We start from the raw sequence: 26,146 nt of genomic DNA on the forward strand, positions 1-26,146 counted from the left end.
GTCGCGCGCTGCGCGGCCCTCCGAGGTCCGTCAGGAGCCCTTCATCATCTTTTCTTGTTGCGCCGCGTAGGCATCAACATTGGCCTTGTTGATGATCTTGGTCGGGATGATGATCAGGTGATTGGCGGGCACGCCGGACTTGTCGCCTTTGACGTATTTTGCCATCAGCTTCATGCCCTGGTAGGCCCATTGGTACGGCTGCTGCACCACGGTGCCTGCGATCACGCCTTGCTTGATGCCGCCGAGGGTGACCGGATCGCCGTCAAAGCCGACCACGGTGATCTTGCCGAGTTCACCCGCATCCTTCAGCGCCGCATAGATTTCCGGCGTGTTGTAGGAATAGATCCCGACGAGGCAGTTGACGTTCGGGTCGGCAACCAGCGTGTCGGCCACGTTCTTCTTCGCCGCCGTCTGGTCCATGTTGTCGCCGCGCACGTCGATCAGCTTGATCTTGGTGCCTTTGATCCCCTCCTTGAAGCCCTCAATGCGCTCCTGGGAGTTGGCGGCGCCGGGCAGGCCGACGAAGCCCATGCAGGTGCCGCCGTTCGGCATCGCCTTCTTGGCAATCTCGGCCGCCTGTTTGCCGGCGAGCACGTTCGACGAGCCGATATAGGCGATCCGGTTCGACTTCGGTGCGTCGCTGTCGGTGGTGAAGAGGTCCGTCTCGCTCGCGATCTTGTTCAGCATCCCCGTCGCCGTGTTGGGATCGATGGTGGACATCATGATCCCCTTGGCACCGGCGGTGACGAGGTTGTCGAGGAGCTGTTGCTGCGCAGCCGATGTGGCCTGGTCAGGATACTGCAGTGACATGTCGAAATTCGGCAGTTCCTTCTGCGCGGCCTTCACGCCCGCGGCGGCCGCCTTCCAGAAATCGGAAGAGCCGTTGGTGACGAAAACCAGCATCGGTTTTGACGCGGCCATTGCCGGTGTCTGCGCAACAGAAGCCAATACGAGACCGGCCGCCGCCGAAGCGGCGATTCTGGTAGTGAATTTCATATTTATCCTCCCTTGGAGCAGGCCTCCCCGGCCGCTCTCTCCCTTCGACCAATTCCACAACAAGCGCAAAACCTTGCGCATGGGTTCGGGTAAGACACGCCGGAAGTTGTACTTCCCATTCGCCCCTTGTCCCACACTAGTCACACTAAGTTTCTGGATTGAGACGAGTCAACAGGCTAGAATTCAGTATGATTTTGGATAAATTCCGTTTTCAGTATAAATAAACTATTGATATTTATCAGTTGCTTAAGATGACGACGTGCAAGCGATGCCAATTCCGATTACCGGAGCGCGAGCTATTCGGATTACTAATATTAAGTGGTGTATGGACGGGGAGGGGAGACTGAAATGGGACGAAAGCGAAGCCAGGCGCCGACAATGAATGACATTGCCGCGGCCGCCGGATGTTCACAAACAACGGTGTCGTTCGTTCTGAATAACGTCCCCGGTCATTCGATTCCGGAAGAGACTCGCAGACGCGTTGCGGAGGCCGCAGTTGCGCTCGGTTATTCGGCAAGATCAGAAAAGCCGAAACAGGGCGCAGTGCGAGCGGGGCGTCAGGACCGAACCGGCCAGGGCACCAAGCCGCGGTCAACTACGGCGCGCGCCGCCGCCATTTCCTACACCGACAAGGTGGCGCGCGCGATCGCAATCGACATCCTGTCGGGCCGGTACCCCGAGGACCGGACGCTGCCACCGGACCTCGACCTCAGCTCCCGCTTCGGCGTATCCCGCACAGTCCTGCGCGAGGCCGTACGCGTCCTGACCGGAAAGGGGCTGCTGGAGGCGAAGCCTGGGGTGGGGACCAAGGTTCGGCAGAGGTCCCAATGGCACATCTTCGACCCCGACGTGCTGATCTGGCAGGCCGATGCGGGTCTCGGGAAGGAGTTCATGCGCCATCTAGGCGAGATGCGGCTGATCCTCGAACCCGAGGCGGCCGCCCTGGCGGCCCGGCGGCACGCTGATTTCGACGTCGACCACCTGTTCCGGCTGACCGAGAGAATGGCCGCACGAGGAATTGTCGCAGAGGCTTTCGCCCGGGCGGACCTGGAGTTTCACCTTGCTGTCTCTGCGGGCTCTGGGAATCCCTTCCTGAGTGCGATCAGCGCGTTGATCGAAGTCTCGCTGACGGCCTCCTTGCGGCGAAGTTGGCCCGGCGACGACCCTGGTGGATCACAGCACTCAGCCATGGCGCACCGAGCCATCGCGGAGGCGATCTCCGTCGGCGACAGCGACGCGGCCCGAGAGGCGATGCGGAACGTCATCAACGAGGGTATCAACCGGTCGGTGCGCCGCTAGCGGTCGTGGTCGCGGCCTGTGAAGGTTTTTGCGCCCGATCTTGGGCATTACCACCAGGCTGATATGGACGCATCGAGCCTGAGCCGGCAGGCCTCAAACCCGCCGGGCTCATACCATTCGAAGCCGCGCCCTAGCGCATCTGCAGCACGATCACCTGCGGGCTCGCCGGGTCGGTCTTCTTGCGCAAATCGGCCACGGCCTTCGCCGTGACCGGCCCGCCACGGTTCCCCCAGGCACTGCGCACGAAGCTGAGGACCTGCGCCACCTGCTTGTCCGACAGCTGCGCCCGGTAAGGTGGCATCCGGTAGGAGTCCGGCATCCCATTCGCCATCACCCGGCCGGAGCCGTTCAGCACGATGTTGATCTGCGAGGCGGCATCCGGGACCAGCGACGAGGTCGACCCCGCCAACGCGGGGATCCACGGGCTCTGCCCCTTGCCGTCGGGCTGGTGGCAGAAGCTACACTTGGCCGCGAAGGTCTGAGCTCCTGGCACCGAGCTACGCTTGGCGGGCGCGAGATCCGCCACGGCCGTGGCGCTGTAGGCCCAAGGCTTGCCATCCCGCGCAGGATCGCCCGGAAGCGACTTCAGGTAATGCGCGATCGCATGCAGGTCGGCGTCGGTCAGAAACTGGGTAGAGTTGTTGTAGGCATCCAGCATGGAGCCGAAGACAACCCCGTGCCCGTTCCGGCCGTTCTTCAGGAAGGCATAGATATCCGCTTCGCGCCAGCGGCCGATCCCGGTGTTCGGATCGTTCCGCAAGCTCGGCGCGTACCAGCCGTCCAGCAGCGCCCCGGAGAGATAGAGCTTGCCGCCCTGGTCCATCGCCTTCTCATTGAAGGCGGCTCCGCGCGGGGTGTGGCAGCTGCCGCAATGGCCCGGCCCCTGAACGAGGTAGGCCCCGCGGTTCCATTCGGCGTCCTGCGTCTTCACCGGCTGATAAGGCGTGTCGGGGGCGAAGACGAGGTTCCAGAGGGCGATGGGCCAACGGATATTCCAGGGCGAGGGGATTTCCGAAGGCTTGTCTGCCACCGCGGCCGGCGCCACCTCGTGCGTGAAATAAGCGTAGAGCGCCCGCACATCCGCATCGCTCATCTTCGAATAGGACGGATAGGGCATTGCCGGATAAAGCCGATGCCCATTGGCCGCCACGCCGTGGCGCACCGCGCGGTCGAAGTCGGCCAGTGTGTATTTGCCGATCCCGGTCTTCGGATCGGGCGTGATGTTCGTGGTGTAGATCGCCCCGAGTGGCGTGCCCATCTTCAGCCCGCCTGCAAAGGGTTTGCCACCGGGTACGCTGTGGCAGGCGACGCAATCGGCGGCGCGGGCTATGTATTTGCCCTTCGCAATCAGATCGGGTGAGGGCGTGGCAACGGCCGCGACGGCGTCGAAGGGAGAGGCGGGCTTGCGCGTGACATACCAGGACAGCCCAGCGGCCACGACAAGGACGATCGCGATGAGGGTGAACAGGATCTTTTTCAAAGGAAGCTCCGGCTATGGGAGGGCGCCACTCCGGCGGACGGGGACGCCCGCCGGGTCGAGGACCAGCGGCATGGCCGTGAGGCCGGCCATGCCCGCAAGTGACGCCGTCAGGTCGCGAGGGACAGCTTGTCGAGCGGCATCGAGCGCACCCGCTTGCCTGTCAACGTAGAGACCGCATTGGCGATGGCGGCGGGCACGGCCGGCAGCGGTGGCTCGCCGATCCCGCCCATCTGCGCCCCGCTTTCCACCACCTTGACGTGAATACGCGGCGCGCGGTCCGGCGGCAGGATCGGGTAGAGGTCGTAGTTGCGGGCCTCCGGCTCGCCGTTTTTATAGACGACCTGCTCCATCAGCACCTGCGAGACGCCGAGTGTCGCCGCTGACATCGCCTGCAGCTTGATGATCCCTGGGTTCACGATGCTGCCTGGGTCGATCGCTTCCCAGACATCGTGGACTACGACCTTACCGGCAGCGTTGAGCGAAACTTCCGCAATCGCAGCCGCCTCGCTTCCGAAAGGCGAGGCCATGGCGACGCCGCGCGCGCGGCGGCTGCCATCGGGCGCGGTGAACGGCCCGCGCTTCCAGCCGCCAGACAGCTCGCCCACGGCCTTCAGAAGCGTGGTGAGGCGGTCGTTCCCCTCCAAGAGCTTCAGGCGCAGGGCATAGGGATCCTTGCCGCCGGCATCGGCCATCTCGTCGAGGAAGCCTTCGTAGAGGAAGTCGTTCATCGAATGGCCGACCGAGCGCCAATAGGCCAGCGAGGTCGGGTTCTTCACGTAGACCTGCGCGATGCGACGGTTGGGGATGGCGTAGGCCTTCCCCGTCAGCCCCTCGACCGCGTTGGAGTCGACCTTGTTCGGGTTGTGGCCATTGAGGGATTCTGCTGGGCCTTCGCAAGCACTGATGGCTTCGATCGCCACCGGCATTCCGCTGGCGTCGAGGGCGCCGCGAAAGCGGACGGCAGCCATCGGGCGCAGCGGGTCGCGCAGGAACTCCTGCTCACGCGTCCAGATCACCTTCACCGGGCGACCCGTGGCCTTGGAGAGCGCGACGGCCTGCGGGTAAGGGTTGGCGCCCGGATAGAGGAAGTGTCGCCCGAAGAAGCCGCCGAGGATTGGCGAATGAATGTTCACCTGCTCCAGCTTCAGCCCCGCGGTCTTCGCAATCTGGGCCTGGAACTGCTCCGGCGCCTGGTTTGGCAGCCATATGTCGAGCGTGCCATCGGCATTGAACCGGGCGAGCGTAGAGGCGGGCTCGAGCTGGGCATGGTGGACGTACTGGCTATGGTAAGTGGCCGAGACCGTCTTTCCGGCCGAGGCGAAGGCGCTCTTTAGGTCGCCATGGGTTTCCGCCTCCTTGCCGTCACCCTTGGTCTCCATGAGCTGGCGGGTGAAGGCCTCAGTCGAGAAATCGGCCGGCATGTAGCGGATCTTTGCCTTCTCGGCCGCGCTCGGCTCTTGCCAGTCGACCTGCAGCGCATCCGCGCCCAGCTTGGCGACCCAGAAGCGTTCAGCCACCACGGCGACGGCGCCGTCGAGCTTGTGGACCGAGTGGACGCCTTTCATCGCCTTCACTTCGTCGAGGTTGCGAACGACGCCGGGTTTCAGCCCAAGCCGCGGGGCGTGCTGGACGGCGGCATGCAGCATGCCTTCGACCTTGCAGTCCATCGCGTAGATCGCTTTGCCGGTCGATTTTTCCGGCACGTCGAGCCGCTTCAGCGGCTGCCGGATCCAGCGGAAGTCCTTCGGGTCCTTCAGCGTCACGCTCTTCGGATCGGGCACTGGCAGGTCCAGCGCGTCCTTGGCAAGATCACCATAGGCGATCTTCTGTCCGGTGGACTTGTGGATCACGTGACCGGGCTCGGTCGTGAGTTCCCCGATCGGCGCATTCATCCGGGTTGCGGCGGCCTGCAGCAGCATGTTGCGGGCCAGCGCCCCGAGCTTGCGCATTGTGGTGTAGCTCGACCGGGTGGAGAAGCTGCCGCCGGTGATCCGCATCTTGCCGAAGACGACGAGGTAGTCATGCCCCGCCGGGGCGTTCTCGACGATGAAGCTTTCGGGATCGGCGTCGAGTTCCTCGCCGACGATCTGCGCCATGCCGGTGAAGATGCCCTGGCCGCCCTCGTTGAACGGGCTCAGGAAGCGGACGCGGTTGTCAGGCCGGATCTCGAGGAATGCCGGGACGTTGGTTCCCGGCGCCATCTGCGCGGCGCCCGCAGCGCGGGCGGGCTGCAGAGGGATGCCCATGCCGATGACCAGCGCGCCTGTAGCGACGCCGGCAGAGGTTTGCAGGAAGCGACGGCGGGAGAGGTTCTGCGGGCTGTCGCCTGCGAGATCGCATGCCGGGGTCGGATCGTGATCGTTCACAGCGTCTCTCCCTTGTTGGCGCCGAGACCGGCGAGGTCGAGCATGGCGTCGTTAATCACGTTATAGGTGCCGCAGCGGCAGAGATTGACCATCGCGGCGGCGATCTCATCACGAGAGGGTTTGGCGTTCTCCTTGAGCAGTGCCGTCGCGGCCATGACCTGACCCGACTGGCAGTAACCGCATTGCGGCACCTGGTGGGCGATCCATTTCTCGACCACGCGCTGGCCCACCGGATCAGCTTCGATCGCCTCGATCGTGGTGACCTGGGCATCGCCCACACTGCTCAGCGGCGTGACGCAGGAGCGCACGATCTTGCCGTCCAGCATCACCGAACAGGCACCGCACTGCGCCAGGCCACAGCCGAACTTGGTGCCGGTCATGCCGAGCTCGTCCCGGATGACCCAGAGGAGCGGCGTATCCGGATCGGAATTCACCTCGACCATCTGGCCGTTGACATAAAGCTGCATGAAACTCCCTCCCACACGTATCGCGCCGGGAAAACCCGGTCGTTGTATGATGCAACTTAGTGCGAGGTCGGGATTTGGCACGGCTCCTTTCAAGTTTTTTCCATGGCTTGGGTCGGACGGCTCGGCACACTGGTGCAGGGCGGTCATCTCGGAGCGGGGTGACGCCTGGGCTGCATTGCCGAGCAAGGAGAGTGGCCTTCGGGAACCCTTCTCCTGACACGCACGGAGAGCAGCCCAGATCCCGCCGGTCTTCACAGGCATATCATAGTGTTTCCGTCGGGATTTATTGATCTGACAGATTTTGTCGGGTAATGAGGTGTCAACGAATCCTCAGATAAGGTGCGCACGATGTCCCGGATGTTCCAATTTGCTGCGGCGGTCGTGGTCGTCATGGCCCATCCCGTCTTCGCCGCGGGGACGGGACCGGTGGTGACCTTCAAGGACGGCGTGATCTCGCCGCAGGTCATCGAGGTGCCGGCCGGGCAGGCCGTCAGGCTGACCGTCAAGAACGAAGGCAAGGGACCGGCGGAATTCGAAAGCAAACGCCTGCACATCGAACAGGTCATCGCCGCCGGGACCAGTGCCGAGATCGAGTTGCGGGCCTTGCCGGCGGGGCACTATCCCTTCGTCGAGGAATTTCACGAGAACCTGGCCACCGGGCGGGGCGAGATCGTCGCCAAATAGGTTGCAGACCCTACGTGGGAGGGTGTCATGAACGGACAGATCATCTTCATCCTATGGCGCGAGAGCATCGAGGCGCTTCTGGTGATCGGCATCCTTGCCGGCTGGCTGGCCCACGAGCGTGCCGGGCGCCGCGCCACGCTGTATTTGTGGGGTGGTGTTGCGGCTGGACTTGCTTTGGCCCTGGGCTTCGCGCTGACGATTCTGGGCTTTTCCCAAGTGCTGTCCGCCGGGCTGCGCCAAGACATGCTGACCGCAATGGTCTTTCTCGCGGCCGGGTTGATCGTGCAGATGGTCGTCTGGATGCGCGCGCACGGCCGGACGTTGAAGCGCGACATCGAAACGGGACTGAGCGCCGCTGCCGGGGCCAACCACTGGTGGGCGGTCTTCGTATTGGCAATGCTTGCGGTCGCCCGCGAAGGTAGCGAGACGGTCGTGTTCCTATACGGCTCCATCGCCGCGGCGCAGGGCGAGGCGTTGACGGGCGTCCTTTCGTCGGTGGTGATCGGGATCGGGGCCGCGATTGTCACCTATGTCCTCCTGCGGGCCGGGACGCGCATCCTGCCGTGGCGTGGCTTCTTCCGGCTGTCAGAGGTGATGCTGTTGCTTCTCGGCTGCGCACTGTTCGTCACCGGCGTCGGGGACCTGGTGGCCGCAGGGTTCTTGCCGTTCCAGGCCCCTCTCTGGAACACCGGCGCCATCCTCGACGACAGCACCCGCCTCGGAGGCCTGGTTTCGGCACTGACAGGCTATCGGTCGGCACCGGATGGGGTGACGCTGGGGGCCTGGATCGTTTACTGGGGGACGGTGCTCGGCATCCTGCGGCTTCAAAAACGCGCCAAGAGAGGAGGCGGCACCCAAATGTCCGCCGCCGAATAGACGGCAACGGAAACGTCGACAGGCCTCGCGATCCAAGTTGACCTTGGCCTGGTTCGACGGTTCGGCCATTTGAGGGTAGCCAGGAATGATATAGCCTAGCAAGGAATGGTCTAGCGTTGCTCGTGCTCTGGAGGACTGGCTTCATCCCCGGTAGAGCAACCGCCCCGCATTCAGCCAGAAGGACGGCAGGCGAAGGGGCGTCCCGACAGCCGCCGGACCAACTCCTTCAGCGCCCCGCAGATCTCATCTCTCAGGAACCGGTGCCTTGCCGCACCTCACGATAGAGCGCAGGTCAGGTTAGTGGCGGCCAGACGGCCAAGTGACCAAGGGCCAAGGCTGGTTACGCAGGGCACGGGACGACCGCGGGCGCGTATCTTGCACCTCCCGACGACCGGCTTGGCGTAGGTCGTGCAGGGGATCTGGTCGGCAATCACCTAGATACGCTTGGGTAGGTTGCGTTTGCCGCCCAGCCGAACCGCAACTGGAAAGACTAATGAAACAGGGGTTTACGCGAAGTTCATGAAGCTGCTCCAGCGGCTCGCCTTCCTCGAAACGCTTCATGAACGTATCAGTCAATCAGCTCCAAATCACAAACATGCATTTTGGATCCACCTTTCTATTGCAATTTGCAAAGATAGACTCCGTTATTGGAATGAGATGAGGGCGCTGCAGGGGGAGCTGCGCTATGGCTTACGCAGCAGTAGGATCTGCATTCATTGAACACGCGGTTACCGGCGTGATCTGTGGGGTTGCCTCCGACGATCTGAATTGGGTCGTTCAGGAGGTCCGCTTTGACGGACAATTGGAAACGGTCCGCTACGGCCAGTGCAACCACCCCAATCTGGGCCTTCTCAAATGGGCGATCTGGGAGCTACTTGACGGGACGCTTGACGATTTCCAAGCCGACGTCGGACCGCACAAGCTCGTCATGGATTTTGCGCTGGAGCAAATCTAACACGTGCGTCCGTCAGGTGTCTCAAGCCAGTTTCGCGCCTCGCCGCAGACCTCCGTCGGCCCAACGCAAAGCACGGAAATCGCGAGTGGCAAGTATTCCCATCAATCAAATTAGCAGACGACCTCGGCTATGGCCGTACAGATGCCGGGCAGGGGGGCGGGCAGGGCGCCCGCATATGCCAGCACGATGGGCTCTTCAGCCTCGGGGTCTGTTATGCGTGCAGATCCGAGCGGCGTTCCGTCGTAGCTAAGCAGCCCAGCCGGGGACGTATAGCTGATTCCCACACCTTCGCCGTTCGCAGCGAGGCTCCGCAAGATTTCCACCGTCGCGGCCCTGTGGCTTATCCGAGGTAGAAGCCCCTTCGCCCGGAACAGTCGCAGCATGTGCTGGCTTGAAAGGCCCTGTTCCGCAAGGATGAGCGGGCGTTCCGCCAGATCGGCGAGACAGACGTCCTGGAAAGCCGCCAGAGGGTCGTCATCCGCAAACCACGCGCGAGGCGCGACCCGGATGCAGGTTCGGCGTTCGAAGCTTGCGTCCAGTCCGAGGTCGTAGGTCAAGGCGAGGTGGATCTGCCCGGCCAACACACCCTTGGTGAGGGCCTCGAAGGACTCGATCCTGGTTTGGACATCAATATCCGGAAAGTACTGACGCAATCGCCGGAGCACAGGCGCAAGGTAGTGCGGGGCCAAGTCTTCGAAAAACCCGATGGTCACCTGCCCAACCCGTCGGCTCCCAAATGCGCGCGGGTCCTCCAGCCGGGCGGCATCAGCCAGGAGCGTTGCTGCGTCCGCGAGAAACAACCGCCCGAAGGTGGTTGGCGAGATCGACGCTCCCTGACGGCGGTTGAAGAGCCTTTGCCCGAGATGCGTCTCCACTTGAGTGAGAGCGACCGAGAGGGCGGGCTGCGAAACATTCAACTGGCGGGCCGCAACAGTCAGACTGCCGGCCTCCGCAACCCCGACGACATATTCAAGCTGTCTAAGCGTAAGATATAGCATGTGCTAATATGTATCTTATCCATATATTATTTGAAATTAACATCTGCTTTGGCACATTGGAAACAAGCCAAAGGGGACCCCCAAATGTTGCATGCGCTCTTGACCCCAGAACATGTGGATAGCTTCCAGCGCGATGGCGTGGTTCTGGTTCGCGGCTTGTTCAAGGATCATGTTGACCTGCTCCGCAGCGGGATCGAACGGAACATGGCTCAGCCAAGCGAATATGCCGCTGAGAACCTCAAAGCCGGTGAAGGCGGCCGTTTCTTCGACGATTACTGCAACTGGCAACGAATCTCGGAGTTCAAGGAGGTCATCACCACCTCTCCCGCGGCGGCGGTGGCGGCCGATCTCATGCAATCCGCTACGGTCCAGATGTTCCATGACCATGTGCTGGTGAAGGAGCCCGGCACGTCCAAGCCGACGCCCTGGCACCAGGATGGTCCCTACTATTTCGTCGAAGGCCGGCAAACGATCAGTTTCTGGTCGCCGCTTGATCCGGTGCGCGAAGCCTCGCTACGATGCGTTGCGGGCTCGCACCTTTGGGAGAAGCCGGTTCTTCCAACGCGCTGGCTGTCCGAGGAGAATTTCTATCCCGATGAAGATGCCTACATGCCGGTTCCGGACCCAGACGCCGAGGGGATGAAGGTCCTCGAATGGAATATGGAGCCCGGTGATGCGGTCGCTTTTCATTATAGCACGCTTCACGGCGCCCGAGGCAACGAGACGGCATCACGCCGACGCGCCTTTTCCCTGCGCCTTCTGGGAGATGACGCCCGCTATGTAGAGCGACCGGGCCGAACTTCGCCGCCGTTCCCCGGTCATGGAATGAAGGCGGGTGACCGACTGCGGGAAGATTGGTTCCCGGTAGTGTACCGGCGCTAGCGGCCCGAATTGACTCCCGCAGAAGCATTCTGCCGCCACATTCTAAGTACTGAGTATCGGGCGCCCACCCGACGATCCAGCATCCGCGAAATGGCAGTTCTGCTCAACTTGAGCTCTTAAATGAGTTGGACAGAACAATGCCCCAAGCGCCACCGAGGCATTGATGCTGTTCTCCGAGCCGAGATCCAAGCATGCGAACAATGGGACGCGGCTGAACGCCGAGCTAGAGCAATAGAGCAAACCAAGAAACGAGGGTGTCTACGAAACGCGGCCCCATTCAATTTGGATTTCCAGAGCGAGTGCACCGAAATCACCGGCTCTCCGACTCCTCCACCTATCCAATTGATTTTAAATAGTTTATAGCGACCTCTCCAAATTAGACGACAGCCATCGCCCCAGTTGTTCCGGATCGTCCGATCCTACGAGTGGGGCCATCCAAGCGGCGGCTTCATCCTGAGATAAAGTCGGAAATATGCTACTCTCCTTCCGGAGGCCAGATAACTCGGCCAAGATGCCGAACATGCGCACAACACCATACGCTGCCAAGTTGTTGACGTGGACTGCAATTGGAATATCACGAGTTGCGTCGGCTACAGCGCTCCGCTGCATTATGAATCTCCGCAAGTCGCTCTCGGCAAGCTTTGATACGCTGACGCCCCGCAGGTCCAGATAGGCGGCCATTCTAACACAATTTTCAGTTAGATTCTGCTTGGCCCATTCAGAGACGCGTTCATGGAACGAATGAAGATTAAATGGATCCCATGCGGCAACCATAATCACAGCTGAATTTCCAAACTGATCAATGCGTATCACTTCCTGACTTCCCAAATCCCCAACTTCACGCACCTTATAGTAGAAAAACACGATTCGAAATTTCCGAATTTTCTTAGACTGTATGAAACTCTTTCAAGGAAAGTGAGCGCCCAGACCAATAGTCGTTTGCCGATGCAAACCCCAAAGCAACCACGCTTCGGGCCAACGCATTTGAAAGGAGATAAAAGGGGATAAGATTAGGGTCCACGTGGCACCCAGTCCTGGCCATTCACCGCCCAATTCGGCGTCGTTGCATCGGCCTGGCGGCGAGCCACGATCTACGGAACACCATATAAGGATCATTTGAGATGACGTTCGAATTGAACGGGTGAGCTGTGATCTTTGTTGCTGTTCAGACAGGCGACTGAATTAGGTGTGGCGGTAGGGCCGGCGGCCACATGTCGCAAGTCTTTGGACGGGGCGGCGCGAACCCTACTGACGCACTTCTGTCAGGTGCCAAGTGCGCGAATTGGGAGAACGGACAGACACGCCAGGGACGTGCCCTGGCGGATGATATCCGACGTGCCCTAAGGCGGTCCACCGCGGTCTTGCAGAGCTCTTATCTGCGCGAAAACGGTATCATCTCATTATGCATCAGTCAGGGCGAGCTCTTCACCGATGCCGAGAAGCGCTTCGCCCTCGTTCACCGACAAGCTCGTAAGACGATAGAGCAACAGACCATCCTGCCCGGCGTTAACCTGCGCAAGTACCTCGCCAAAGATGGAACGAATTTCGCCTAGCGGCTCTCCTTTAGCAACGGGATCATCCGGTTCCTTGAAGCAATACCAAAGGCCTCTGCAAGGGGCGACCGGAACGGACATGGTAACAAGACGCGGTACAGCTTCCCCATTGGCGGGGGCCGTGCGGATCATTCCAAGATGCGCCATAACTCGAGCAATCCCGTCGGTGATACGAGTCACCTTGTCATCGTCCCACAGGCCATTGCCGCTGACCTCCGGCAGGATACTTGGCACGCCCAGCTGACGCGCAGCCGAAACCGTGTGGCCCGGACTCCCGGAGGCAATGATCGTAGGCAGGCCAAAGGCCCGTGCAAGCGCGAGGGATGCGGCACAGCCATGCGGATAGATCACAAAAGGTGAAAGGGACTCGTCAAGGTCCCCTCCGTGCAGGTCCAGATAGGCATCCGCCAGCGGATAGACGCAAGTGACAAGCCAGTTCGCGAGTCTTTCGCTCGCACTACCGTCCGGCCGGCCGGGAAAGACTCGGTTTAAGTTCTGTCCATCCTCCGGCATCACGTAAATGCTACGTTTCCAAAAGCCATTTACGTTGAGGATCGGCAGCACCAGAAGAGTCCCCTCCAACTCTTCGGGCTGCATCGTCGTCATGCGCGTAGCGGCTTCTATCGAACAGAACTCTGACCCGTGAACGCCGGCGGTAATGACGAGAACCGGGCCGGGCCGAGTGCCTTCGATCAATGTATAGGGTATTTCGAGGTCATGGTCGGGTTTCAAATGGCCCTGAAGTTTGCGTGCTGAGCCAGTCTTCAGATTCGGTAGCGCCATCATATTCATTCTCTGCTGGTTTTGCGGACTGCGCCTTGCGAGGCCACTGCACGTATGTCTTCCGGGGCCATGCCTCCCAGACGGTCCAGCAGCCTTACCCAGGCAACGAGGCCCTGGCGCAGACTGGATAACCGGAAGAACTCGTTCGGTGCGTGGTAGTCCTCGTCTGCCGTCGAAAAGGAGAAGAACACCGTTCCCACCCCCAGCGCGCGACGAAACACGTCGGGAATGGGGATCGTCGCCCCCATGGCGACCCGTAGCGGCGGTGCACCCAGAACTTTGCCCAGAACCTCTTCGGCAAGGGCAAGCGCGGGATCGGCCGGGTCCAACGCGAAGGCTGCGCTACCCGGCCCGTGACGAGTGAATTCCAGCCGGTACCCGGTGGGCGTAAGGCGGCGTAACTCTGCCTCCAGCGCCCGGGCCGCGCTGTCGGGCGTCTGTCCGGCGACGAGGCGGCAGGTGATCTTCACGCTTGCGTCGGTGGGGATGACAGTCTTGGTGCCGGCGCCGGCGTAGCCGCCGGAGATACCATTGAACTCCAGCGTCGGCTCCAGCCATTGACGGCGCAGAAGAGTCTCGGCGTCGGGCAGGGGGTCAGGCAACTCCGCGCCAATCGAGACAAAATAGGCCGCGGGGTCGAAGTTTGCATGACGGATCGCATTGAGGATGGCGGGATCGGGCACAGCGGTCCCGTCGGAAAAGCCCGGGACAATGACACGGCCTACATCATCGTGGAGGGCTGCAAGCATACGTGTCAGCACTCGTATCGGGTTCGGGGCACTTCCGCCGTGACGGCCGGAATGCAGATCCTTTCCGGCGCCGGTCAGCCGCACCTCAAAAGCTACAAGGCCGCGGCCCGCGACCATCACGGATGGCAGGTCGGCCCGCCACATTGCGCCGTCGGCCGAAAGCACGAGATCGCAGGACAGACGCTCGCTTAGGCGCGCGACAGTCTGGGCAAAATGTGGGCTACCGGATTCCTCCTCGCCTTCGATTAGGAATTTCATGTTCAACGGCAGGCTGCCGCGCACGCGGGTGAAGGCCGCCGCGGCCTTGATAGCGATCAGCAACGGGCCCTTGTCGTCCGACACGCCGCGCGCATAGAGCCGGCCGTCGCGCAGGGTCGGATCGAACGGGGGCGACTGCCAGGCCTCCAACGGGTCGGGGGGCTGCACGTCGTAGTGTCCGTAGACCAGAACCGTGGGCGCACCCGGCACGTCGCAGCGCTCTGCGTAGACCGCCGGATGGCCACCGGTTTCTATCCGTTCGACCGTCTGGAAGCCGGCCCCGCGCAGCTGCGCGGCAACGAAATCTGCCGCGCGGGCAATCTCGGGCGCATAGGCAGGATCGGTACTGACCGAGGCGATCCGGCAATAATCCATCAGGTCGGACAGGATGGCGGGCTCATCCGCCAGAAGCGCCGTTTCGACTTCGGTCATTTGCCCCCGTCCACGCTCAGGATCTGACCGGAAATCCAGCCCGCCTGTTCGGAGGCGAAGAACAGCACGGCATTAGAAATGTCGTCCGGATCGCCAAGCCGCTTCAGGGCGATACCTTCCAGCACGCGCTTCTGTCCATCGGGGCCCATGGCGTCCCATTGTCGTTCGGTCGTGGGGTTTGAGCGGACGAAGCCCGGCGCCACGTTGTTGACCGTGATGCCCCATGGGCCAAGCTCGTGGGCCAGTTGCCGGGTCAGGCCGATCTGGCCCGCCTTGGCGCTTGCATAGGCCTGGATCCCGGTCAGGCTGATCCCGAGGCCCGCGCCCGAAGAAATGTTGACGACGCGTCCCTTGCCTTTGGCCTTCATGCCGGGTGCCACGGCCTGCGTCATGTAGAAGGCGCCGCTCAGGTTCACGTCGAAGATGACCTGCCAGTCCTTCTGGCTGATCTCCTCGATCGGGCGTCCTGCCTGTCCGCAAACGCCGCCTGCGTTGTTGACGAGGACATCGACTGCGCCGTCCACCTCCACGATCCCGGCGACAAGGCGCTGCACCGCGTCGCGGTCGGTCACGTCAAGGGTGTGAGCGGTGGTGGAGGCGCCGCAAAGGCGTTCCGTCTCGGCGAGTTCGTCGGCAACGACATCGCAGGCGTGAACCTTTGCGCCGCGGGAGGCGAAGGCCAGCGCGATGGCGCGGCCGAACCCGTGTGCTGCGCCGGTGACGATGACGGTGCACCCGTCGAAGCGGATGTTCATGCCTCGATCTCCCGTGCAGCCGTGCCTGCCAGCTCTTCAATGTTGGTGCTGGACAGTGGGCGTTCCGCCCGTTCGATCTCGTGGATCAGTTCGATGAGACGCGCCGTGATCTGGCAGGGCAGCCCCCGGCGTGTACCCGCCTCGACGATCGGGCCAAGCTGCGCATCGACCTCGGTCGGACGCTTCCGCACGGCGAGGTCGCGCCAGATCCCGGAATGCGACTTCAGCGACCGGCGATTGTGCGCGACCATCAGGTCGAAGGACCGCGTCGTTTCCGACGCCGTGGCTGTGGGCGTGAAGGCTGTCGGCTCAAACCCGTCGAAGCCCTGCAGCGCGACGCCTTCGGCCGCGGCGATGCGGCCAACCTCAAGCGCAAGCGCGGTCAGGACAGGCCTGCTTTGCGGATCGTCAAGCACATCGGCGATGCTGTCGTTGGTCACGGCCGTTCCGAACAGCAGCGCGCCGTAGATCAGCTTGCCCCAAAGGTAGCCCCAGATGTTATCGGTCAGAACGGCGTTCGGTTCGAACGTCTTCAGCTGTTTCCAGATCGCCTGCACACGCGGGCTGGTGCTTCCGTCCAGTTCGCCCACTACCACTGCGCCACGGCCGCTGTAGTGCACGACGCCGGGTTCCAGGTAGTCTGCGCCGAAATTCACGAAACAGCCGATGGTGCGGTCCGCGCCGATCTCGGCAGCGATAACCTTCTCGTTCAGGCCGTTTTGGGCGGAAACGACATGCCCGTCCGCGGCGATGAAGGGGGCAAGGGAACGGATCGCCTCGGCCGTATGCTGGGCCTTCACGCAAAGGTAGACATTGCGAAAGGTGCCCGTCAGTTCCTCCGGCAGGCAGGCCGCGGCGGTCACTGTGTCTTCAAAGATCGGCCCCTCGATCCGGAGGCCCTTTGCCCGGATCGCCTCCACATGGTCGGCCGCGCGGTCCACGAAGACGACCTTCTGGCCAGCGCGCAGGAAAGCCGCGCCAAGCGACCCGCCGATGGCGCCGGCGCCCCAGATCAGGGTGGTGTCGTTCATGCCCATGGCCCCTCGAGCAGCGCGCGCGTCTCTTCGACCGCGACATCCCAGATCGACTGCATCTCTTCATCCGAGCGCTGGTAGTAGCCGCCGAAATTTCCATCACCGAGGTAGGCGCGCACACCCTTCGGGTCCATCACACGCATCCGGCCAAGGTCGATCATCGGCTTTTGCTGGGTTGGCAGTTCCACGCCCGGCAGGCGCGTCCAGGGGAAGTTTTCCATCCAAGACGCGTGCGAGGCGACAGTGTCGATCTCCTGGACGCGAGCAAAGGTCTTGGGGGCGTTCCACCAGTTGTGGAACTTCACGGCGACGCCCGGATTCTCAGCCATCCATTCGATGGCCAGCGCCCCGGCCGGTTGATTGCCGCCATGCCCATTCACGATCAGGATGCGCCGAAACCCCTGGGCGGCCATACAGTTAAGGATGTCCCGCACGATCCGGGTATAGGTGTCCACGCGCAGGCTGATCGAGCCCGGATAGCCAAGGAAATAGGGCGTAAGCCCATAAGCCACTACAGGGAAGACCGGCACGCCAAGCTGTTCGGCAGCATCGGCCGCCACCTTTTCCGACAGGATTGAATCGACCGACAGCGACAGGCCGGCATGTTGTTCGGTGCTGCCCAGTGGCAGGATCGCGCGGTCGTCGCGCTCGAGGTAATCCTCGACCATCTGCCAGTTCATGTCGGTTATCTTCATGGCTCCGTCTTCCTCCTCGTCGGTTTCGATACACCGGCCTTATTGACAAAGGGCCGGACAAAACGGTCCACGTCGCCGGGGTCGGGGATGTGGCTGTATTCGATGAATTGCGCGCCTTCTCGTGCGGATCGGGTGACGGCATCCGCCCCGGTTGCGAAGACGATGACGTCGCGGTCCGCCAGAAGTTCGGGGGCGGCCGGGTCATCTTCGTTCAGCGCCACAATATCGCGCACGTGAGGCGCGAAGCGTTGCACGCCCGACCGGATGATCGGCAGGAAGTCGATGAATTTCGACGCAACCGCCACCCGCGCCATAGGGCTCAGGGAGGCCAGCCGAAGCCGTGTTTCTTCCGACGGGATGAAGCGTAGAGCGACGACCTTAGTGGCCGGAAACATAGTCGCGACATCCGTGCGCAGGTTGGAGAAGGTGATGATGAGGTCAGCGCCGCCCGCGGCCGCCTTGGTCGCGGGCTCCTTCTGGATCGCATCCATCGTCATCGGGCGCACAGAGGCGATCTCGCCCAGTTGCTGTTCAACCTGCCGGGCGTAGCGCCCAGTCGCCTCGGCGAACAGGCCGACGATGACGATGCTGGCCTGGCGCCCGACGCTATTGCGCAGGGCCACGCGTTGCGACAGCAGAGCCGCCAGTTCTGTCGCCTGCACCCCGATGCTTTCGCCGTAGTCAAGGATGCGGTCGATTTCCCAATGCAAGTTGTCGATTTCCGGGCGCATCGCCATCTGCGCCTTCACGCTGTCAGTAACGTAGGTGCCAGAGCCAGCCCGCGCCTCCACTAGCCCCTCGCGCTTGAGTTCGGCATAGGCCTGGTTGATCGTCATGGGCGCCACGGCCAGATCCTCGGCCAGTTCGCGGACCGAGGGGAGGCATTCGCCGATGGCAAGCTCGCCGCAGGCGATGGCGTATTCGATCGTTCCCTTTATCTGCCGCCAGACTGGCGTGCCCGAGGCGCGGTCGATTGAGAAGTCCATGCATCACCATCAAAAGTGTTATATTAGAATAGAACAGCTTATGCTTCGCGGCAAGGCGTTTCTGCCCAACCAGTAATCATGTTGTGCGGCCCCCCCTTGGATTTTCTGATTATTTTATTGACATGCCTTAGTACGATATGAAAGCCTAATCTGTGCTATAACACTTTAACCAATGACAACGTCAACAGGAAGGTGCGAGATGAAGAAGACTTTGGCCGGCGCGTTCGCGGCAGCGCTGATGCTGAGCGCCGCGCAACCAGCTCTCGCCGTCGAGCGGGGCGGGACCCTTGTTTATGGGCGCTATGCGGACAGCCTGTTCCTCGACCCCGTTCTCAACGATGCGAACGTGGACATCTGGGTGCTGTCCAACCTTTACGACACGCTGCTTTTGCCGACCGACAACGGGCAGGGGGTCCAGGCCGGGATTGCCACGAAATGGGATGTGTCGGCAGACGGCATGTCCGTGACGCTTCAGCTGCGTAAAGGAGCGAAGTTCTCCAACGGCCGCGACATCACCCCCGAGGATGTCATCTGGTCGCTGGAGCGCGCCGCCAACCCTAAGAACGGCATCTGGAACTTCCTGATCTCGTCGATCGACAAGGTGGTTCCGGATGGGAGCGACGGCGTCAAGATCATGCTCAAGCATCCTGACCCAGCCATTCTGCATGCGCTGACCGTGTTCAACACCGCGGTCATGCCGGAGAAGGAATTCGAGGCTGAGCCCGGCAATACGGACGAGGCAAAGGCCCGCGAATTCGCCAAGGACCCGATCGGGTCTGGCCCCTTCGTGCTAAAAAGCTGGGTACATGGCCAGTCTATGACGCTGGTGCGCAACCCTTATTATTGGGCCAAGGGTTCGGACGGAAAGGCGCTGCCCTACCTCAACTCGGTTGTCTTCAAGGTCATCCCGGACGATGCGACCCGGATCCTTCAGTTGCAGTCCGGCGCGCTGGACGGGGCGGAGTTCATCCCCTACGCCCGTGTGCAGGAGCTCAAGAAAGCTTCAGGCATCAACATGGAACTCTACCCCTCCACTCGGGTCGAATACGTGACGATGAACGTGCGCAAGGATGTGGCTGGCAAAGCCAACCCGCTGTCGAATCCTGAGGTGCGGCAGGCGCTGAACTACGCCACAAACAAGAAGGCGATCATCCAGATCGTTACGCATGGTGTGGGCTCGCCCATGTCCTCGTTCATGTCCTCGGCCACGCCACTGCACGCGGGCAAGGGAGAGCTTTACCCCTATGATCTCGCCAAGGCGAAGGCGCTGATGGCGAAGGCGGGCTACGGCAAGGGGTTCTCGACCTCGCTGCTGGTTCTGGCCGGCAATCAGGACGAGCTTTCGATCGCCACCATGCTGCAGCAGATGTGGGGGCAGATCGGCGTGAAGCTACAGCTTCAACAGGTCGACAACGCGACGCGCACGGATGAATACCGCAAGGGCGATTTCTCGATGCGGCTGTCAGCATGGACCGATGACATCGCTGACCCGAGCGAGATCACATCCTATTTCGCCTATTCGCCGACGATCCAGTCACTCCATACCGGCTGGAAGAACGACACGGTCGACAAGCTCTTTGTGCAGTCCCAATCTCAGATGGACGCGGCCAAGCGCAAGGAGGAATACGCAAAGATCCAGCAGATCTTCAACACGACCGGGCCGACCGTTTCTCTGTACCAGACGCCCTATCCAGTGGCGCTGCGCAAGGATGTCCACGGTTTCGTGCAGATCCCGCTGGGCAACAACATTTTCCGCGGGGCCTGGGTGTCGAAGAAGACCTCCAACTGACAGGCTGATCGGGCAGGCGGCATCACGCCGCCTGCCCATGTCCGACGATCGGAGGGACATTCTTGCATCTGTTGCTCTACGTCCTGCGCCGGATCATTCAACTGATCCCGACGCTTCTGTTCATCGCCCTCGTGGTGTTCCTGCTTGTCCACCTGCTGCCGGGCGATCCAGCTAGCGCTATGCTGGGCGACAGGGCCCTGACGGCGGACGTGAACCGGATCAACCATGAGCTTGGGCTTGACCGGCCGCTGCCGGTTCAGTTTCTGCTGTTCCTGCGCAATCTCCTGCACGGCGATCTTGGCCGCTCGATCCAGTTGCATCAGTCGGTGGTGTCGCTCATCGAGCAGCGCCTGCCGGTAACAATCCTGCTGACCGTCATGTCCGCGCTCGTCGCCGTCGTCCTCGCGCTGCCTTTGGCCTTTGTCGCCGCCCTGCGCCGCGACCGCGAGGCCGACGTGCTGATCCGGGGCACGTTCCAGATCGGGCTGTCGATGCCGGTCTTCTACATCGGCCTTCTGTTGCTGACCTTTTTCGGGGCCTATCTGCGCTGGTTTCCCGTGGGTGGCTATGGCGACACGTTCGCGAGCCACCTTTATCACCTTTTCCTTCCGGCCCTGACGCTGGCGCTGAGCCTGTCTGCGGTGCTAATGCGCAACCTGCGTCAGGCTATACTGTCGGTAATCGGGGCCGAATACGTGGATTTCGCGCGCGCCAAGGGGTTGCCTGCGCGGCTGGTACTGTTGCGCCATGTACTGCGCAACGCGTTAATATCGACGGTGACGCTGTTCGGGCTTCAGATTGGCACGCTTCTGGGCGGCGCGGTGGTGACCGAGACAGTCTTTGCCATCCCGGGCGCCGGACGCCTGATGATCGAAAGCATCTACGGCCGCGACTACCCGGTCGTGCAGGGCACGACCCTGTGCCTCGCCGTGGTCGTTTCACTCACCTTCCTTCTGACGGACCTCATCCAGGTCATGCTTGATCCGAGGCTTTCACGATGACCTTCGCCCTGTCGTTACGCGGCCAGCGCCGGAAGACGCGAGCCCGCCGCATTCCCGTTTCGTTGATAGTCGGGGGCGCGATGCTGGCAATCCAGCTTCTGCTGGCGGTCTTCCCATCGGTCTTCGCGCCATATGCGCCAGACAGCTTCGACTACAACGCGCTGATGCAGCCACCTAGCCTTGCGCATCTGTTCGGCACCGACAACTTCGGACGCGACGTGCTGAGCCGTGTCATCCATGCCTATTCGGTGGACATGCAGATCGCCTTCTTCGCGACAGTCCTTCCATTCCTTTTCGGCACCTCGATAGGGGCGGTGATAGGCTATACCGGCGGGCTGGCCGAGACGATCTTCGGCCGGCTGGTGGATGCGATCATTACATTCCCCTTCCTCGTGCTGGTCATCGCCATCGTGGCCGTCCTCGGGCCAGGGCTCAATAACATGTATATCGCCGTAGGCGTGGTGGACTGGGTGTTCTACGCGCGCCTCGCCGTGGCAGAGGTGAAGGTGCAGAAGCGCCTCGACTACGCCGAAGCGGGCCGGGCCATGGGCTACAGCCCCGCGCGGATCGTGTTCCGCCACCTGATGCCGAACATCATCACGCCTCTAATCGTCTATTGGATGACAGACATGGCACTGGCGATCCTGCTGGGGTCGAGCCTTGGTTACCTTGGCCTCGGCGCGCAGCCGCCGATTGCCGAATGGGGCGTGCAGATCGCAGATGCGAAGAACTTCATGGGGACGGCTTGGTGGATGTCGGTCTTCCCCGGCGTAGCGATTGTCGTGGCAGGGCTGAGCTTCAGCCTGACCGGTGATGGCGTGGCGGAAAAAATGAGAACGCGGCGATGAAGGCTGGCCTTTCCCTTGAAGTGAAGAACCTGTCTACGACGTTCGAAACGCCGCTCGGTGCCGTGACCGCCGTCGATGGTGTGAGCTTTGACGTGCATCCAGGTGAGGTCCTGGGGCTAGTAGGGGAATCCGGGTCCGGCAAGAGCGTCACACTGCGGTCTCTGATCGGATTGATCCATCCGCCGGGCAAGGTAACCGGGCAGGTGACATGGAACGGGCAGGACCTGCTTTCGGTGCCGCCGGGCCGCCTGCGCCGCGTGCGCGGGGGAGAGATCGCGATGATCTTCCAGGAGCCGATGACCGCGCTTAACCCTGTCCTGACCGTCGGCCTGCAGGTCGAGGAAAACCTTCGCGCTCATACCGCGCTTGATCGGGGCCAGCGCCGGGCGCGGGCGATCGAACTGTTCGATCTTGTCGGCATTCCGGACGCGAAGCGGCGGCTTGAGAACTACCCCCACCAGTTCTCGGGCGGGATGCGGCAGCGTGTGATGATCGCGATCGCATTGGCTAGCAACCCCAAGCTTCTCCTGGCGGACGAGCCGACGACCGCGCTGGACGTGACGATCCAAGACCAGATCCTGAAGCTGATCCTGTCGCTGCGCGATGAGTTGCAGATGGGCGTCGTACTGGTCACGCACGACCTTGGGGTCGTGGCGGGCACCTGCGACCGCATTGCAGTGATGTACGCCGGGCGGATCGTTGAGTCGGGCAGCGTGCTGGAAATCTTCGACGGACCCCGCCATGCCTACACGCGGGGGCTTCTGGCGTCGGTTCCGCAGGCGGGGGCCGAGCGCGGGCCACTTCTGGCAATTGAGGGCACGCCACCGGCACTGTCGGCCCTTCCCACCGGTTGCGCCTTCGGTCCGCGGTGCAGTTTCGCAAACGATGCCTGCCGGGCCACCCGGCCTGAGTTGGCGGAGATCGGGCCCGGTCGGCAGGTCGCCTGCCTGCACCATGAAACCGTTGCGGCAAGCAAGGGGCAATTCGCATGACAGATCCCACGCTGATCTCGCTCGAGGACGTGGGCAAGGTCTTCCCGATGAACAGTTCGCTGCTGCGCTTCATGCGGGGGCTGCCGCAATCGAGGGTAAATGCGCTGAACGGCGTGACCTTCGAAATCCGACGCGGTGAGACGGTCGGCATCGTCGGCGAAAGCGGCTGCGGCAAGTCCACGTTGGCGCGCTGCCTCGTGCGTCTGCATGACTGCGATTCCGGCCGGATCCGGTTCGAGGGCAATGACATCGCCGAGCTGGAAGGAGCGAACCGGCGGCAGTTCAACCGCCGTGTGCAAATGATCTTCCAAGACCCATACAGTTCGCTCAATCCCCGGATGAGGGTGCGTCAGATTCTGGCCGAGGCGCTGTCGGTCCACCGGATGCGCCCGAAGGCCGAGATCCCCGCCCGGATAGCGGAGCTTCTGGACACCGTGCGGCTGCCCTCAGACGCAGCGGACAAGTTCCCGCACGAATTCTCGGGTGGGCAGCGCCAGCGCATTGGCATCGCTCGCGCCCTTGCTGTGGAACCCGAGGTACTGGTGGCTGACGAGCTGGTCTCGGCCCTTGACGTGTCGGTGCAGGCGCAGGTGGTAAACCTGCTGCTGCGGCTTCAGACAGAGCTTGGCCTGACCGTCGTCTTCGTGGCCCATGACCTACGGCTGGTGCGCCACATCTCGCACCGGGTCGTCGTCATGTACCTTGGCCGCGTGGTCGAGATCGGTCCGACCGAGCGGATATTCTCGGCCGCGGCGCATCCCTATACGCAGGCCCTTCTGGCCGCTGCGCCTGAAATGGATCCACGCCACCGCAATACCAAACCTGCCGCGCGGGGGGAACTGCCCAGCCCATTGAACCTGCCACCGGGCTGTGCCTTCAATACGCGCTGCCCGTTGGCGACGGGCCGCTGTTTCACCGAGCGTCCCGAGCTTCGGGCAACGGAATACGGCCATATGGCCGCCTGCCACCTTGTCGATGCACATGCCGTTTCAGCCTGAGGTTTCCCGATGAGCTACACCGATTTCACCGCCGAACTGGCGGCCGTCAGCGATCTGCTAAGCGCGATCAACCTGCTGAACTGGGATGCCCGCACGCAGATGCCGCCGGACGGCGCGCAAACGCGCTCCAAGCAGATTGCGACTCTGACCGCGATCGCGCGGGACGCGGCGGCTTCGGACCGGATGAAGGAGATCATCGCACGCGCTGAGGACGCTTTGAGCGATGCGCCAAAAACCGACCTGCGCCGCCGCGCGCTTGCGCAGGCCCGGCGCGAAATCGACATCCTGCGCCGTATCCCCGCCGCCCTGATTACCGAGACGGCGGAGCTGAGCGCGATAAGCCATTCCCTTTGGGCCAAGGCGCGGGCGGCGGATGATTTCGCCCTGTTCGCTCCGGTGATCGAGAAGACCTTTGCCCTGCAACGCAGCATTGCCGAGGCGATCGGCTATGACGACCATCCCTATGACGCGCTGGTTTCGCGCTATGAACCGGGCATGACGCGGGCGAAGCTACGCCCGCTCTTCGACGCTTTGCGCAGCGGGATCGCGCCGCTGGTGGACCGAGCGCGGGGGGCGGAGGTGCGTACCGACTTCCTTTCCCGCGGGTTCCCAGTGGCGGCCCAGAGGGCGTTTGGCATCAAGTTGGCCGAACGGATGGGCTATGACATGACGCGCGGCCGCGTCGACGATACCGTGCACCCGTTCGAGATCTCGTTCACGCGGCAGGACGTGCGCATCACCAGCCGCTTTCGCGGGGATGCGATCTCGGCCGGGTTCTTCGCGCTCTGGCACGAGGCGGGACATGGGATGTACGAACAGAACATAGCGCCAGAATTCACCCGCAGCATCTTCGCAACGGATCTGGTCAATCTCTACGCCGTTGGCGGCACAAGCTTCGGTGCGCATGAATCCCAATCGCGGCTGTGGGAGAACCGCGTGGGCCGCTCGCCCCGGTTCTGGGAACATCACTACTCCGAACTGCTCGCGGCCTTCCCGGACCAGCTGGCCGATGTCAGCGTCGAGGAGTTCTGGCGCGCCGTGAACCGCGCGGAGCCGGGCCTGGTACGCGTCGAGGCGGATGAGCTTACCTACGACATGCACATCATTTTGCGGGCCGAGATCGAGATGGCGCTGCTCACGGGCGATCTATCGGTGGCCGACCTTCCAGACGCCTGGGCTGGGAAGATGCGCGACTACCTCGGCGTCACAGTGCCTTCCGACCGGCTGGGCGTATTGCAGGACGTGCACTGGTCGCATGGGTACGTCGGATCCTTCCCGACCTACACGATCGGCAATGTCATGTCGGCACAGTTCTTCGAGGCCGCCATGGCGGCGCCTGGTGTCGCCGACGGGCTTGTGGCGGGGGACTACACTGAGCTGCGGGCCTGGCTGACAGAACACGTCTATCGCCACGGCCGGTCGCTTCTGCCGGACGAATTGCTGGTGTCTTCCACGGGCCGCAGCCTTGACACTGCGCCCTACCTTGCCGAGCTGTCGGCCAAGGTCGACCGGCTGACGGCCTGACATTGCCGGGGATATTTCCATGACTGACACCAGCCAGACCATCGTGACGGCCGACCTCTACGACGCCCACCATGACATCGTTCAAGTCTGCACCTTGCAGTTCCGATCCTTCGGTCGCCGCACAAGCTTCTGTGGCCCCTGTGAGACTTTGAGGGTTTTTCAGGATCACACGCCTGTTCTCGCCGCAGTGGTGGAGCCGGGCAGGGGCAGAGTGCTGGTCGTCGATGCGGGCGGTGAGCTTAAGATTGGAGTGATGGGAGACCGCATTGCCGGAAAAGCGCAGGAGAATGGCTGGTCGGGTGTGGTCATCAATGGCGCCGTGCGCGACACAATGGGGCTGAACGCGATTGATATCGGGGTAAAGGCTCTTGGCGCCACTGCGCGGCGAAGTTGGGTCCCCGCTTCGTCCAGCCGCGGTCAAGAACTTAATTTCGGGGGTACCCGGTTTCGCGCGGGTGACTGGATCTACGCTGATCTCGATGCCGTCATTGTCTCCAATGAGCCACTCACCATAGGGAGATGACGCTTTCATCCGCGTCCGACAAGTGAACCCTCAACGACTCCAGCGCGTGAGTCTGGTTGCCCAAAGCCGTTCAAAGGCTGCGATCCGCGCTCGTAGTCCTGGATGCCGCAACAGCATCCGCTATGCCTCTGGCAGACATTTATATTACATAATCTCTATTATCGCCTTTTGCATGTGCACGCGGGCACATTCTAAACTCGGTTGCGACAAATCCCCTATCCTG

General features: G+C 62.3%; 24 protein-coding genes and 1 pseudogene. 13 read left to right on the top strand and 12 right to left on the bottom strand.

Going from position 1 to position 26,146, the window contains the following annotated elements; all coding sequences use genetic code 11:
• Nucleotides 1–30 precede the first annotated feature (30 nt).
• Nucleotides 31–1,077, bottom strand: a complete 1,047-nt coding sequence (locus tag EIP85_RS19750) for a sugar-binding protein (protein ID WP_241560108.1) — start codon at nt 1,075–1,077, stop codon at nt 31–33.
• A gap of 297 nt (nt 1,078–1,374) precedes the next feature.
• Between EIP85_RS19750 and EIP85_RS23515 the strand changes: the two are divergent.
• Nucleotides 1,375–1,497, top strand: a pseudogene (locus EIP85_RS23515) (LacI family DNA-binding transcriptional regulator); the annotation flags it as partial.
• A 42-nt stretch (nt 1,498–1,539) separates the two neighbouring features.
• Nucleotides 1,540–2,295: a FadR/GntR family transcriptional regulator gene (locus tag EIP85_RS19755; RefSeq protein ID WP_241560109.1), complete on the top strand. Its 756-nt coding sequence runs from the start codon at nt 1,540–1,542 to the stop codon at nt 2,293–2,295.
• A 130-nt stretch (nt 2,296–2,425) separates the two neighbouring features.
• Here the strand turns inward: EIP85_RS19755 and EIP85_RS19760 are convergent, their stop codons facing one another.
• The 3 genes from EIP85_RS19760 to EIP85_RS19770 all read right to left on the bottom strand — a co-directional run bounded on the left by EIP85_RS19760 (nt 2,426) and on the right by EIP85_RS19770 (nt 6,608).
• The gene (locus EIP85_RS19760) at nt 2,426–3,775 is read right to left on the bottom strand and encodes a cytochrome c (RefSeq protein WP_127903943.1); all 1,350 of its coding nucleotides are present in this window, start codon (nt 3,773–3,775) and stop codon (nt 2,426–2,428) included.
• A gap of 107 nt (nt 3,776–3,882) precedes the next feature.
• On the bottom strand, nt 3,883–6,141 hold the full coding sequence (locus EIP85_RS19765; RefSeq protein WP_241560110.1) for a xanthine dehydrogenase family protein molybdopterin-binding subunit: 2,259 nt from the start codon (nt 6,139–6,141) through the stop codon (nt 3,883–3,885).
• Nucleotides 6,138–6,608: a (2Fe-2S)-binding protein gene (locus EIP85_RS19770; RefSeq protein WP_127903944.1), complete on the bottom strand. Its 471-nt coding sequence runs from the start codon at nt 6,606–6,608 to the stop codon at nt 6,138–6,140. The genes EIP85_RS19765 and EIP85_RS19770 overlap by 4 nt, the downstream gene beginning before the upstream one ends.
• Nucleotides 6,609–6,965: 357 nt before the next feature.
• On the opposite strand from EIP85_RS19770, the gene EIP85_RS19775 reads away from it, so the two are divergent.
• From EIP85_RS19775 to EIP85_RS19785, 3 genes are all read left to right on the top strand, one after another.
• On the top strand, nt 6,966–7,292 hold the full coding sequence (locus EIP85_RS19775) for a cupredoxin domain-containing protein (RefSeq protein WP_206615600.1): 327 nt from the start codon (nt 6,966–6,968) through the stop codon (nt 7,290–7,292).
• Between the two features lie 27 nt (nt 7,293–7,319).
• Entirely contained in the window at nt 7,320–8,168 is an 849-nt protein-coding gene (locus EIP85_RS19780; protein ID WP_127903946.1) for an FTR1 family iron permease, read from the top strand.
• Between the two features lie 685 nt (nt 8,169–8,853).
• On the top strand, nt 8,854–9,123 hold the full coding sequence (locus EIP85_RS19785) for a hypothetical protein (RefSeq protein ID WP_127903947.1): 270 nt from the start codon (nt 8,854–8,856) through the stop codon (nt 9,121–9,123).
• 110 nt (nt 9,124–9,233) lie between these two features.
• On the opposite strand, the gene EIP85_RS19790 is transcribed toward EIP85_RS19785, so the two are convergent.
• Nucleotides 9,234–10,121: a LysR family transcriptional regulator gene (locus tag EIP85_RS19790; RefSeq protein ID WP_127903948.1), complete on the bottom strand. Its 888-nt coding sequence runs from the start codon at nt 10,119–10,121 to the stop codon at nt 9,234–9,236.
• A gap of 84 nt (nt 10,122–10,205) precedes the next feature.
• On the opposite strand from EIP85_RS19790, the gene EIP85_RS19795 reads away from it, so the two are divergent.
• Nucleotides 10,206–11,003, top strand: a complete 798-nt coding sequence (locus EIP85_RS19795; protein ID WP_127903949.1) for a phytanoyl-CoA dioxygenase family protein — start codon at nt 10,206–10,208, stop codon at nt 11,001–11,003.
• Nucleotides 11,004–11,360: 357 nt separating this feature from the next.
• Here the strand turns inward: EIP85_RS19795 and EIP85_RS19800 are convergent, their stop codons facing one another.
• From EIP85_RS19800 to EIP85_RS19830, 7 genes are all read right to left on the bottom strand, one after another.
• A complete protein-coding gene (locus EIP85_RS19800) occupies nt 11,361–11,867 on the bottom strand; it encodes a hypothetical protein (RefSeq protein ID WP_127903950.1) in 507 nt (168 codons plus the stop codon).
• A gap of 536 nt (nt 11,868–12,403) precedes the next feature.
• Nucleotides 12,404–13,339: a succinylglutamate desuccinylase/aspartoacylase family protein gene (locus tag EIP85_RS19805; protein WP_164871821.1), complete on the bottom strand. Its 936-nt coding sequence runs from the start codon at nt 13,337–13,339 to the stop codon at nt 12,404–12,406.
• Nucleotides 13,340–13,344: 5 nt separating this feature from the next.
• On the bottom strand, nt 13,345–14,778 hold the full coding sequence (locus EIP85_RS19810; protein WP_127903952.1) for a M20/M25/M40 family metallo-hydrolase: 1,434 nt from the start codon (nt 14,776–14,778) through the stop codon (nt 13,345–13,347).
• Nucleotides 14,775–15,533, bottom strand: a complete 759-nt coding sequence (locus EIP85_RS19815; RefSeq protein WP_127903953.1) for an SDR family NAD(P)-dependent oxidoreductase — start codon at nt 15,531–15,533, stop codon at nt 14,775–14,777. Before EIP85_RS19815 ends, EIP85_RS19810 begins: the two co-directional genes overlap by 4 nt.
• A complete protein-coding gene (locus EIP85_RS19820; RefSeq protein WP_127903954.1) occupies nt 15,530–16,564 on the bottom strand; it encodes a ketopantoate reductase family protein in 1,035 nt (344 codons plus the stop codon). The genes EIP85_RS19815 and EIP85_RS19820 overlap by 4 nt, the downstream gene beginning before the upstream one ends.
• Complete coding sequence (locus EIP85_RS19825; RefSeq protein WP_127903955.1) at nt 16,561–17,262, bottom strand: creatininase family protein; 702 nt, start codon at nt 17,260–17,262, stop codon at nt 16,561–16,563. Before EIP85_RS19825 ends, EIP85_RS19820 begins: the two co-directional genes overlap by 4 nt.
• On the bottom strand, nt 17,259–18,248 hold the full coding sequence (locus EIP85_RS19830) for a GntR family transcriptional regulator (RefSeq protein WP_127903956.1): 990 nt from the start codon (nt 18,246–18,248) through the stop codon (nt 17,259–17,261). Before EIP85_RS19830 ends, EIP85_RS19825 begins: the two co-directional genes overlap by 4 nt.
• Nucleotides 18,249–18,447: 199 nt before the next feature.
• On the opposite strand from EIP85_RS19830, the gene EIP85_RS19835 reads away from it, so the two are divergent.
• From EIP85_RS19835 to rraA, 7 genes are all read left to right on the top strand, one after another.
• Complete coding sequence (locus EIP85_RS19835; protein WP_127903957.1) at nt 18,448–20,037, top strand: ABC transporter substrate-binding protein; 1,590 nt, start codon at nt 18,448–18,450, stop codon at nt 20,035–20,037.
• 62 nt (nt 20,038–20,099) lie between these two features.
• Nucleotides 20,100–21,038, top strand: coding sequence for an ABC transporter permease (locus EIP85_RS19840; RefSeq protein ID WP_127903958.1), 939 nt, complete (start codon nt 20,100–20,102; stop codon nt 21,036–21,038).
• The gene (locus EIP85_RS19845) at nt 21,035–21,886 is read left to right on the top strand and encodes an ABC transporter permease (RefSeq protein WP_127903959.1); all 852 of its coding nucleotides are present in this window, start codon (nt 21,035–21,037) and stop codon (nt 21,884–21,886) included. Before EIP85_RS19840 ends, EIP85_RS19845 begins: the two co-directional genes overlap by 4 nt.
• Entirely contained in the window at nt 21,883–22,878 is a 996-nt protein-coding gene (locus tag EIP85_RS19850; RefSeq protein ID WP_127903960.1) for an ABC transporter ATP-binding protein, read from the top strand. The genes EIP85_RS19845 and EIP85_RS19850 overlap by 4 nt, the downstream gene beginning before the upstream one ends.
• Nucleotides 22,875–23,876: an ABC transporter ATP-binding protein gene (locus EIP85_RS19855; RefSeq protein ID WP_127903961.1), complete on the top strand. Its 1,002-nt coding sequence runs from the start codon at nt 22,875–22,877 to the stop codon at nt 23,874–23,876. The genes EIP85_RS19850 and EIP85_RS19855 overlap by 4 nt, the downstream gene beginning before the upstream one ends.
• Before the next feature lie 9 nt (nt 23,877–23,885).
• Nucleotides 23,886–25,400, top strand: coding sequence for a carboxypeptidase M32 (locus EIP85_RS19860; RefSeq protein WP_127903962.1), 1,515 nt, complete (start codon nt 23,886–23,888; stop codon nt 25,398–25,400).
• A gap of 19 nt (nt 25,401–25,419) precedes the next feature.
• Entirely contained in the window at nt 25,420–25,923 is a 504-nt protein-coding gene (rraA, locus tag EIP85_RS19865) for a ribonuclease E activity regulator RraA (RefSeq protein WP_127903963.1), read from the top strand.
• Nucleotides 25,924–26,146 lie beyond the last annotated feature (223 nt).

The sequence above is a fragment of the Solirhodobacter olei genome, from assembly GCF_004010155.1.
Classification (GTDB): domain Bacteria; phylum Pseudomonadota; class Alphaproteobacteria; order Rhodobacterales; family Rhodobacteraceae; genus Solirhodobacter; species Solirhodobacter olei.